Origin of the sequence: Bryocella elongata, assembly GCF_900108185.1 — a bacterium.
Lineage (GTDB): Bacteria > Acidobacteriota > Terriglobia > Terriglobales > Acidobacteriaceae > Granulicella > Granulicella elongata.
Map to the genome: position 1 here is coordinate 57811 of NZ_FNVA01000003.1, position 10488 is coordinate 68298.

The 10488-nt window shown below is 64.9% G+C and carries 7 protein-coding genes; 4 read left to right on the forward strand and 3 right to left on the reverse strand.

The features are described from left to right. Positions 1-2502 (reverse strand): tRNA uridine-5-carboxymethylaminomethyl modification enzyme MnmG/GidA, encoded by a 2502-nt coding sequence (locus C4S68_RS23600; protein ID WP_235011487.1) that lies wholly within the window; start codon positions 2500-2502, stop codon positions 1-3. Between the two features lie 65 nt (positions 2503-2567). Here C4S68_RS23600 and C4S68_RS09605 point away from each other — a divergent pair, with 65 nt between their 5' ends. The 3 genes from C4S68_RS09605 to C4S68_RS09615 all read left to right on the forward strand — a co-directional run bounded on the left by C4S68_RS09605 (position 2568) and on the right by C4S68_RS09615 (position 7474). Continuing rightward, a complete protein-coding gene (locus C4S68_RS09605) occupies positions 2568-3236 on the forward strand; it encodes a YceH family protein (RefSeq protein WP_103932858.1) in 669 nt (222 codons plus the stop codon). A 150-nt stretch (positions 3237-3386) separates the two neighbouring features. After that, a complete protein-coding gene (locus tag C4S68_RS09610) occupies positions 3387-6224 on the forward strand; it encodes a M16 family metallopeptidase (protein WP_235011488.1) in 2838 nt (945 codons plus the stop codon). A 137-nt stretch (positions 6225-6361) separates the two neighbouring features. After that, entirely contained in the window at positions 6362-7474 is a 1113-nt protein-coding gene (locus tag C4S68_RS09615) for an alpha/beta hydrolase family protein (RefSeq protein WP_146072095.1), read from the forward strand. A 6-nt stretch (positions 7475-7480) separates the two neighbouring features. On the opposite strand, the gene C4S68_RS09620 is transcribed toward C4S68_RS09615, so the two are convergent. Together C4S68_RS09620 and C4S68_RS09625 are read right to left on the reverse strand one after the other, a co-directional pair. Continuing rightward, positions 7481-8770 carry a class I SAM-dependent rRNA methyltransferase gene (locus C4S68_RS09620; RefSeq protein WP_103932861.1) on the reverse strand — a complete coding sequence of 430 codons (1290 nt, stop codon included), beginning with the start codon at positions 8768-8770 and terminating at the stop codon, positions 7481-7483. 62 nt (positions 8771-8832) lie between these two features. After that, the gene (locus C4S68_RS09625) at positions 8833-9165 is read right to left on the reverse strand and encodes a CsbD family protein (RefSeq protein WP_103932862.1); all 333 of its coding nucleotides are present in this window, start codon (positions 9163-9165) and stop codon (positions 8833-8835) included. A 77-nt stretch (positions 9166-9242) separates the two neighbouring features. On the opposite strand from C4S68_RS09625, the gene C4S68_RS09630 reads away from it, so the two are divergent. Beyond that, the gene (locus tag C4S68_RS09630; protein ID WP_103932863.1) at positions 9243-10469 is read left to right on the forward strand and encodes a BaiN/RdsA family NAD(P)/FAD-dependent oxidoreductase; all 1227 of its coding nucleotides are present in this window, start codon (positions 9243-9245) and stop codon (positions 10467-10469) included. The last annotated feature ends 19 nt before the right edge of the window (positions 10470-10488 follow it).

Genomic DNA, 10488 nt, shown 5'->3' on the forward strand with positions numbered 1-10488 from the left:
TTACGCGGTGCGGCGGTGCTTGGGAATGCCCTTCGCGCGTATCTCGAGGAAGCACTGAATCAGAGACACTGCCGCGGGCGTGACACCGGGGAGGCGGCTGGCCTGGCCCAGCGTCATCGGACGCACGCGGGTGAGCTTCTCCTGCATCTCGCGCGAGAGGCCACTGACGACGGTGTAGTCGAAGTCGGCGGGGATGGCGCGGGCCTCGTCGGCGAGCAGGCGGGCGATGCTGCGCTGCTGCTGGGCGAGGTAGCCGGCGAACTTGATGGTGGTCTCGACGCTCTTGAGCTCGTTGCGGACCCAGGCGGGCAGGTGGAGCGAGGGGCCAGGGGCCAAGGGCCAGGGTTCAGCGTGCGTGTTGGCAGCACGCAGCGCTTGCGACCAGACGGTTAGCTCGGGAGCGGCATCCAGGCGGCCAAGCAGAACGGGCAAAAGCTGCTCGATGGTGACCGCGGGGCGCTTGAGGACCTGGGAGAAGAGTTCGCCGCGTGCGAAGGGGTTGGCCTGGGGCTGGGCGTTTAAGGCTGAAAGGGTTTGGGCTGTTGCGGTGAGATCGGGAGCGTCGGGGTTCTTCGACTGCGCAGAATCGCCGAGCGATTCTGCTTCGCTCAGAATGACGGGCTTTGTTTCCGCGACGGGCATTGTTTCCGTCGTCGAGCTGGACAACGCCTGCACGTCAGCCTCGGTGAGACGGGTGGTCTCGAGGAGCTTCTTCAGCGCTTCGAAGCGCTGCTGCTTGGCCTCGTAGGCGGCCCAGGCGGCATCGTCGATGAGGCCGAGGTCGCGGCCGTAGGGGGTGAGGCGCTGGTCGGCGTTGTCGATGCGGAGGTGCAGGCGAAACTCCGCGCGCGAGGTGAACATGCGGTAGGGCTCGTCGGTGCCCTTACTGATGAGGTCGTCGATGAGGATGCCGGTGTAGGCCTCGGTGCGATTGAGGGTGAAAGAGGCAGGGATTAGGGGGTAGGGATTAGGGATTAGGGATTCCGTGGTGGCCACCGCAGTGTGCCCTTCGTCTTGAACCCGCTGTTCTAATCCCTGTTCCCTAATCCCTGATCCCTCGCTCTTCGCGCGAAGCGCGAAGAGCGCCGCGTTGATCCCGGCCATGAGGCCCTGGCAGGCTGCTTCTTCGTAGCCACTGGTTCCGTTGATCTGGCCGGCGAGGTAGAGGCCAGTGAACTTCTTCACGCGCAGGGTGCGATCGAGCTCGGTGGGGTCGATGGCGTCGTACTCGATGGCGTAGCCGGGGCGGAGCATCTCGGCGTTCTCCAGGCCGGGGATCGAGCGCACCATGGCGGACTGCACCTCCATGGGGAGCGAGGTGCTCATGCCGTTGATGTAGACCTCGTGCGTGTTGAGGCCTTCGGGCTCGAGGAAGAACTGGTGCGAGGCCTTGTCCGGGAAGCGCACGATCTTGTCTTCGATGGACGGGCAGTAGCGTGGGCCGATGCCTTCGATCTGGCCGGTGTACATGGGCGAACGGTGCACGTTCTCGCGGATGAGGCGCAGGGTCTCGGGCGTGGTGTGCGCGATGTGGCAGGAGATCTGGCGCAGGGGCGGCGTCCACTTCGTGGTCGCCGCCTGAGGGATTAGGGAATAGGGATTAGGGATTAGTCCCTGAGCCTCGTGATGGATCTCGGCCTCGATTGCAGGGTTGCCTTCTAATCCCTGTTCCCTAATCCCTAATCCCTCACTCGTTAGAGCGGAGAGGCTTCGGAAGCTGAATGGTGTTGGGTCCGCGTCGCCGGGCTGCTCTTCGAACTTCGACCAGTCGATTGTGCGGCCGTCGAGACGGGGGGGCGTGCCGGTCTTGAGGCGCGTCTCGCGCAGGCCGAGCTTCTTGAGGCTTTCACCGAGGAGGACCGAGGCGGGCTCGCCGGAGCGGCCGGCGGTGTACTGCTGCTCGCCGCAGTGGATGAGGCCGTTGAGGAAGGTGCCGGTGGTGACGATGACTGCGGCCGCGGATATTTTTCTGCCGTCACGGAGCAGCACGCCTTGGACACGAGGGATTAGGGGACAGGGATTAGGGATTAGGTCTTGCGGGGTGGCGTAGCCTTCGGCGCTGCCTGGATGATTTTCTGATCCCTGAAGCCTGATCCCTGAACCCTCGTCGTCGATCACCAGATCGATGACCTCGGCCTGCTTGATGAAGAGGTTGGGGATGCTCTCGAGCTTCTCGCGCATCTTCGTGCGGTAGAGGGCCTTGTCGCACTGGGCGCGGGGCGACCAGACGGCGGGGCCGCGCGAGGTGTTGAGGAGGCGGAACTGGATGCCGCAGGCGTCAGCGACCTCGCCCATGATGCCGCCGAGGGCATCGACCTCGCGCACGAGGTGGCCCTTAGCCACGCCGCCGATAGCGGGGTTGCAGGACATCTGGGCGATCAGGTCGAGGTTCAGCGTGAACAGCGCGGTGCGCAGGCCCATGCGGGCGGCCGCAGCTGCGGCCTCGCAACCGGCGTGTCCGGCACCGACGACGAGCACATCGAACTGTTCGGAAAAAGCCATCCCTTCCAGTGTAGTCGCTGCGCCCGTTTCACGGCCTCCTTCCGCCGCTCCGCTAGCATGGACGCATGATCAAGCTGAGCGCAGTCGAGGCCCGAGTTGTGGGTGTGTTGATGGAGAAGGAGATCACCACCCCGGAGTATTACCCGCTGAGCGCGAATGCGACGTTGAACGGGTGTAATCAGAAGTCGAGCCGCGAGCCGGTGATGAGCCTCAGCGAGGCCGACGTGCGGGGAGCGTTATTCGAGCTGGATCAGCTGGGGCTGGTGCGGACGCTGGAAGATACCCGGGTGACCAAGTTCGAGCACCGCATGCGCGAAGGGTTGGGCGGAGCTCCGCTGCGGCGCGATGAAGTGGCGGTGGTCTGCCTGCTGCTGCTGCGGGGACCGCAGACGCCAGCGGAGCTTCGTGCGCGAGCGGAGCGGCAGTACAGCTTCGACGACAATGCGGCCGTACAGACCACGCTGGAGCGGCTGGCTGCCCGCGAGGAGCCGCTGGTGGCGCTGCTGCCGCGCCAGCCCGGAGCCCGCGAGGCACGTTGGGCGCACCTGCTGAGCGGGCCCGTGGAGGCGGCAACTGCGTCGCTTCCTGCTGCGGCACCCGCATTTGCCACGCATGCAGCTCCGGCGTTCGGCACGGCGATCCAGGATCGGGTGACTCAGCTGGAAAGCCAGGTGGCGGAGCTGGAGGGCCGCCTGGCAGCGCTGGAGGCGCAGCTGGGTATCAGCGAAGGCTGAACTTTTCTCCCGGGAAATCCTGGAACGGCGGGGCAGTCCGGTACGTACCTCACGCCACGAAACTCCTGCTCGACCGTCTATGATTCATTTCCAGAGTCCACTCGAACCCACCCAGGGGCGGTTCTACTCGGCCCCGAGGAGTCATCTTTGATGAAGCAACTTACGAGGACAGTTCTGTCTGCGGCGATGGCTGCGGCGGTCTGCGCAACAACGCCCGCCATGCTGCCGGCCTTCGCTGCCGCTCCCGCCGAGGCGAAGCTCAAGCTGCCGGAGATCAAGTACGAGACCTACACGCTGCCCAACGGTCTCAAGGTCATCACGCATGAGGATCACCGGCTGCCGCTGGTCTCGGTCGACCTCTGGTATCACGTGGGTCCGCTGAACGAGAAGCCGGGACGCACAGGGTTCGCGCACCTGTTCGAGCACATGATGTTCGAAGGCTCCGAGCACGTCGGCGAGAAGGCGCACATCAAGTTCGTGCAGGGCGCGGGCGCCACCGACGTGAACGGCACCACGGACTTCGACCGCACCAACTACTTCGAGACGATGCCCGCCAATCAGCTCGAGCTGGCGTTGTGGCTCGAGTCCGATCGCATGGGCTTCCTGATGGAAGGCCTCGATCGCGTGAAGCTCGCCAACCAGCGCGACGTGGTGCGCAACGAGCGTCGCCAGGGCGAGGGCCGCCCGTACGATGTGGCCGACGAAGAGATGTACCACCTGCTCTTCCCCAAAGGCCATCCCTACTACGGTTCGGTCATCGGCAGCCATGCGGACATCGAAGCTGCACGCATCGCCGACATTCGCGACTTCCACCAGCAGTTCTATACGCCCAACAACGCGTCGATCGCCATCGCGGGCGACTTCGATCCGAAGCAGCTGAAGGCGTTGCTCGAACAGTACTTTGGATCCATCCCGCAAGGCCCGGCCGTCGAGCCGGTGAACGTGCAGACGCCCGCGATCAGCACGCAGAAGCGCTCCACCATCACGGACACGGTGAAGTTGCCGCGTCTGAGCATCGGCTGGCTGACGCCCGCGGCGTTCACGCCGGATGCGTATGCCACCGACAGCGCGATGTATGCGCTCGGCATGTCGAAGACCAGCCGCCTGGATGAAGCGCTGGTGCTGAAGACCCAGGTTGCGCAGAGCGTGAACTGCGAGTCGCAGCAGCTGAAGCTTACCGGTATCGCGAGCTGCGACATCACAGCGAAGCCCGGTGTGAAACTCGAGGACCTGGAAGCGACCTTCTGGGCTGAGCTGAAGAAGCTGCAGGACGAAGGTCCCACGCCCGGAGAGGTCGAGGCTGCGAAGGCGACCAGCCTGACGCGCAAGATCACGGGCCTGCAGCGCCTGGGCGGCTTTGGCGGTGTGGCCGACACGCTGGATATGTACAACCAGTACACCGGCGATCCCGGCTATCTGCCGAAGGATGTTGCAGCCGCCGCAGCTGTGACTCCGGAGGCCGCGAAGGCCGCGGCGAACAAGTACCTCACCAAAGATTCAGCCGTGGTGATCTACTGCGTGCCGGGCAAGAAGGTGCTGGACGACGTGCCGCGCTCGCCTGACAACACCGACGCGGACGTGAAGATCACCAACCCGTACACGCAGGCCTTTGAGGATACGGAGAACTGGCGCAAGGCTGTGCCCAAGCCCGGCCCTGCGCCCACCGTGCACCTGCCTGTGCCGCAGAGCTTCGCGCTGGCCAATGGCATGAAGGTGCTGGTGTATGAGCAGCACTCGCTGCCCATCCTGACTGCCAATGTGGTGGTCCGGGCGGGCGGCGAGAACAACCCGGCCGGCAAGGAAGGCCTCTCGATGCTCACCACGCAGGTGATGGGCGAGGCCACCGAGACGCGCAGCGTGGAGCAGCTCTCCGGCGCCGCGGAGCGCATCGGCACACGCGTGGGCCTGAGCGCCACCATGGACATGGGCGGAGCCGACATGACTGTGCTCACCAACCACACCAGCGAAGGCATGGACCTGCTCTCCGATGTGGTCGAGCATCCTGCGTTCCACCAGGAGGACTTCGATCGCCTGCGCAAGCGGCGTCTGGTTGGCATTCAGCAGGAGACGGATTCGGTCGCCGGCATGGCGCAGCGCGTCGGCCCGATGCTGATCTATGGCCGCACGCCGTATGGCGTTCCCTTCGGCGGCACGACGGCCAGCATGGAGAGCATCACGCGCGACGACGCGGTGAGCTTCTACAAGAGCCGCTACGCGCCCGGTGACGCGGCGCTGGTGCTGGTCGGCGATATCTCACTGAAGGAAGCGCGCACGCTGGCGGAGCAGTACTTCGGCAAGTGGACCGGCACGGCTGCGGCGATCGCTCCGCTCCCGGTTCCGCCGACGCCTTCCGCGACGCACATCGTCATCATCGACAAGCCGGGTGCACCGCAGACTGCGCTGTTTGCATTCGGGGTGGGCGTTCCTGCCACCTCGCCCGATCTGCCAACGATCCAGGTGATGAACTACACGCTGGGTGGAGCGTTCGCCAGCCGCATCAACATGAACCTGCGCGAAGAGCATGGCTACACCTATGGTGCGAGCTCAGGCTTCCGCATGTATCGCGGCGCGGGGCCGTTCCTTGCTGGCGGCCTGGTGCGGACCAACGTTACGGGCGACTCGGCCGTGCAGCTGATGTATGAGCTGAAGCGCTTCCCGGACAATCCTCCCACCGAAGCGGAGCTGACCGAGGCCAAGAACTCGAATGTGCAATCGCTGCCCGGGGTGTTCGATACCACGGCGTCGATCGCTGGCTCGCTCTCGAGCATCTTCCTCTATAGCCGGCCGCTGGACTACTATGCGACGCTGCCGGCCCGCTACCGCGCTGTGACCGCAGCGGATGTGGCCCGGGTGGCGCGGGAGTACGTCCATCCGGACCAGCTCACCATCGTCGCCGCAGGTGACCGCAGCAAGATCGAGCCCGGGCTCAAGGACGCCAAGCTGGGACCGATCGAGGTGCGGGACATCAATGGGAAGAAGGTCGAGTAAGGCAGCAGAACCGCTGAGTAGCAGAACAGCAGAATAGTAAGGGCCGCCTGGAATTGGGCGGCCTTTGCTGTTGGTGCGCGTGATCTTTTGTTCCGGTGTCGCGATGCGGACCGGCGCCATCGTCTAAGCTGATCGACATGCGACGAGCGATTCTCACCGCGCTGCTTTGCCTTGCGCCTCTTGCGGCTTCTGCCGGGAGGTACACCAGGCCCGCTCCGTTTTCTCCAGCACATGCGGGCGTGACCACGCGCGTGTTTCATCCAAAGGAGCTGCGGGACTGGCGTGGCGGCAAGCCTCAACTCAACGTGACGGTGTGGTATCCCGCGCCGGAGAGCGTGGCGGAGACGCCACAGTGGATCGGGCCGCCCGGAGCTCCGCTGCTGAGCAAGGGGAGCGCCGCACCGAATGCTCCGATGATTCCTGGCCTGCGCAAGCTGCCGCTGCTGGTGCTTTCGCACGGCACGGGCGGCTCCGCGGACCAGATGGCGTGGCTGGGCACAGTGCTGGCCCGTGCGGGCTTCATCGTGGCCGCGGTGGATCATCCCGGCAACAACGGCAACGAGCCTTACACCGCGCAGGGCTTCGTGCTGTGGTGGGAACGCGCGACCGACCTTAGCGATGTGATCACCGGCATGCTGGCCGATGAAGAGATTGGCCCACGCATCGATCGCGACCGGATCGGGGCGGCGGGATTTTCGATCGGCGGCTACACCGTGATGGAGCTCGCAGGAGCGCGCACGGATGTGAGCGTGCTCTATGACGAGTGCAAGGAGCACACCGATCTCGCGTGGTGCCATGTGCCGGAGATGAAGGCCTTTGGGCCGCCTCCCGTGATGCTGGAGACGGCGCGCAAGACCAGCAGGGTCTCGCTGGCGCGAAGCGGAGAGAGCTTCGCGGATGACCGCATCCACGCTGTGTTTGCGATCTCTCCAGCCATTGAAGAGGTACTGACGCCGGAGAGCCTGAAGGACATCCGCATGCCCATCGATGTTGTCGTGGGTAATGCGGATCCCATCGCTCCGGCACGGTACAACGGAGACTACCTGCGCTCGAAGGTGCGGGGCCTGCACGAGACGGTGCTGCCGGGCGGCGTCGCGCACTACACGTTCCTCGATACCTGCACGACGCTGGGCAGGGAGAAGCTGGGTGTGTACTGTGCGGACGAGCCGGGCGTCGACCGCGATGCCGTCCACATGAAGGTCGCGGAGATGGCCGTGGCGTTCTTCAAACGCGAGCTGGATGTAAGGTAAGGCGGTCTATTCCACGCGCAGGATGAGGCACTTCAGGTACTGCGTCTCCGGCAGGGTAAGCACTTCGGGATGGTCGGGCGCAGCGGCGCGAACCTCCAGCAGTTGCACGCGACGGCCCGCATCAGCGGCTGCGGCGGCGACAACCTCGGTGAACTCCGCCAGCGAGACGTGGTGCGAGCAGGAGCAGGTGATGAGCGTGCCGCCGGGAGCGAGCAGGCGCAGAGCGCGAAGGTTAAGCTCCTTGTAGCCTCGGAGCGCGCCTTCGGCCGCACGCCTGGTCTTCGCGAAGGCGGGCGGATCAAGCACGATCGCATCGAAGGACTCGCGCGCATCGAGCGGCAGCTTCGTCTTCGCGTCGGGATTGCGGTGCGCATCGTCGAGCGCCCGCATCAGGTCGAAGGCATCGGCTTCGATCCAATCGACCCTGGTTGCGGCCAGCGTCTCCTGGTTGAGCTTGAGGTTCTGCTCTGCAGCTTCCAGGGCCGAATGGGACTGGTCGACACCGGTGACCTTGTCGCAGACCTGCGCGAGGTGCAGCGCAAAGCCTCCGTGGTAAGTGCAGATATCGAGGGCGCGCTTGTGGAGCCCCGAAACCCTGACATGCGCCGCTGCGGCGGCATAGTTGAGCCGCTGATCCAGGAAGGCGCCGGTCTTCTGTCCTGCGCCAACGTCGTAGCCGAAGCGCACGTCATTGAGGGAGAAGACGGTGGTCGCTTCCGGTGTGGGCTGATTGGTAAAGAGCGCCTCCGTGGCGGGCGCGGCGAGCTGCTCGAGCTCACGGATACGCGGGTCGGGCCGCTCCCAGATGGTCAGAGGCTCGAGATTGGGCGAGAGCCTGGCTTTGAGCGTGTCGACGACCGCCTCGCGGACATCGTCCTGCGCGGTGCCCTGCGTGAGCAGTTGCAGAACGACCATGGAGCCGTATCGATCGACGATGATGCCGGGCAGGGCGTCTGCCTCGCTGAAGATGAGCCGCTGCGCCGTGGTGGAGTCGCCGAGTGGAGCGACGATGCGACGGCGGTCGACGGCCGCAGAGATCCGGGTGCGCACATCGGCGATGTACTGCTCGCGGGTGAGGTCTGCGGTGGTCGATACGAGGCGGCCAGCAATCAACGACGCACTGGAGTAAAGCGCGGTGCCCAGGGGCCGCAGGCTCGCGTCCAGGACCGTGACGAGCGAGCCAGGAGCTGCATCGGGCTCCGGACCTTCGAGGTCATTGCGATAGATCCAGAGGTATCCGCTGCGAAGGCGGGCGGAGGCGCGGCGGCTGGTGCGAAGAACAGGGAGCTCAGACATACAAGCTCAGTGTAGAGCCCGCCGCGCGAATCGCAGCTTTACCGGGTTATTTGCGATGAAAGCTAGCGGTTGAAGTCGTGCAGGGTCTGCCCTGCGGCCTGCGCCAGCTCTCCCGCAGCGTCCTGCACGGCGCCGCCGATGTGATCGATGGCGCCCTGGTCCTGGAGCTCCTGGTTACCCGTGGCGCGACCGACACCCTGCTTGAGGCTACCGATCAGGCCCCTGCCCTTGCCCGTGACGCGCTGCTTCGAGCCCCAGACCGAGGTCTTGCGCGCTGCGTCTTCGACATCGTTCGAACCCGTTGCATGTTGTGGGACAGGCATGTTCTTGAGGAAGTATGCCGCTAACGCTACGCCTGCTGCCGCTGCTACCCATGGAAATGTCTTCATCATCATCGAGCCCTCTGCGAGATGAGATGCGCGTTCGCGCGATGATGCTGCCCTCGCTTCGCGCGTCCATACAATGAAGATCGATGCAGACGCGTACAGACGTGGTGGTGATTGGTGGTGGAGCGGCCGGACTGATGGCCGCGCTGGAGGCAGGCCGGCGTGGCCGCCGGGTCCTGGTGCTGGAGCACGGGGAGCAGATCGGTCGCAAGATCCTGATCTCGGGCGGCGGGCGCTGCAACTTCACCAACACAGGCGCGCGGGCGGAGAACTATCTCAGCGCGAATCCGCACTTTGCGAAGTCCGCGATGGCACGCTACCTGCCGCAGGACTTTATCGCGCTGGTACAGAAGCATGGCATCGCCTTCCACGAGAAGACGCTGGGGCAGCTATTCTGCGACGGCTCGGCGCGACAGATTGTGACCATGCTGGAGGCGGAGTGCGGCGAGGCCGGGGTACAGATCCAATGCGGCGCTACCGTTACGGAGGTTCGTTCTACCCCGGCAGGTGATGCGGGGCAGGTTGATGCACGCTTCCATCTGACCACCAGCGTGGGCGACTTCGCCTGCGAGTCACTGATCATCGCCAGCGGTGGTCTCTCGATCCCCAAGATGGGTGCGACAGGCTTTGGGTACGACGTTGCGCGGCAGTTTGGGCACAGCATCATCGCGCCGCGTCCCGCGCTAGTGCCGCTGGTGTTGAGCGCGGACGATCGGGAGCGTTGGTGCGACCTCAGCGGGTTGTCTGCGGAGAGCGTGGCGCAGGTCGAGCGAAAGGCTGCAAAGAAGGACCGCAACGAGCGGATCCCCGCATTTCGCGAGCAGCTGCTGATTACGCACCGCGGACTGAGCGGGCCAGTTGTGCTGCAAGCTTCGAGCTACTGGCGCGAAGGAGAAGCGGTACGGTTCGACCTTGCTCCGGGACAGGATGTGTTCGCGCCGCTGTATGCGAAGGAATCGCGACGGGACCTTGCCGCGCTGTTCTTTGCTCTGCGAGAGGTGTTGCCGGCGCGGTTCGCAGAGCGGTGGGTTCGAAACATGGATCCCCAGGACTGGACCAACGCCGGGCTTGCGAGGCTTGAAGCTGCTCTGCATGCGTGGGCCTTTGTCCCCGCCGGAACAGAGGGATTCGCCAAAGCCGAGGTGACGTTGGGTGGCGTGGATACACGGGAGCTCGATGCACGCACCATGGAGAGCCGCCGCGCTGAAGGGCTGTACTTCATCGGCGAGGTCGTCGACGTAACGGGGTGGCTGGGTGGCTATAACTTCCAGTGGGCATGGGCTAGCGGCGTGTCTGCGGGGCAGTCAGCGTAAATGGTCGAGATCGAACTCA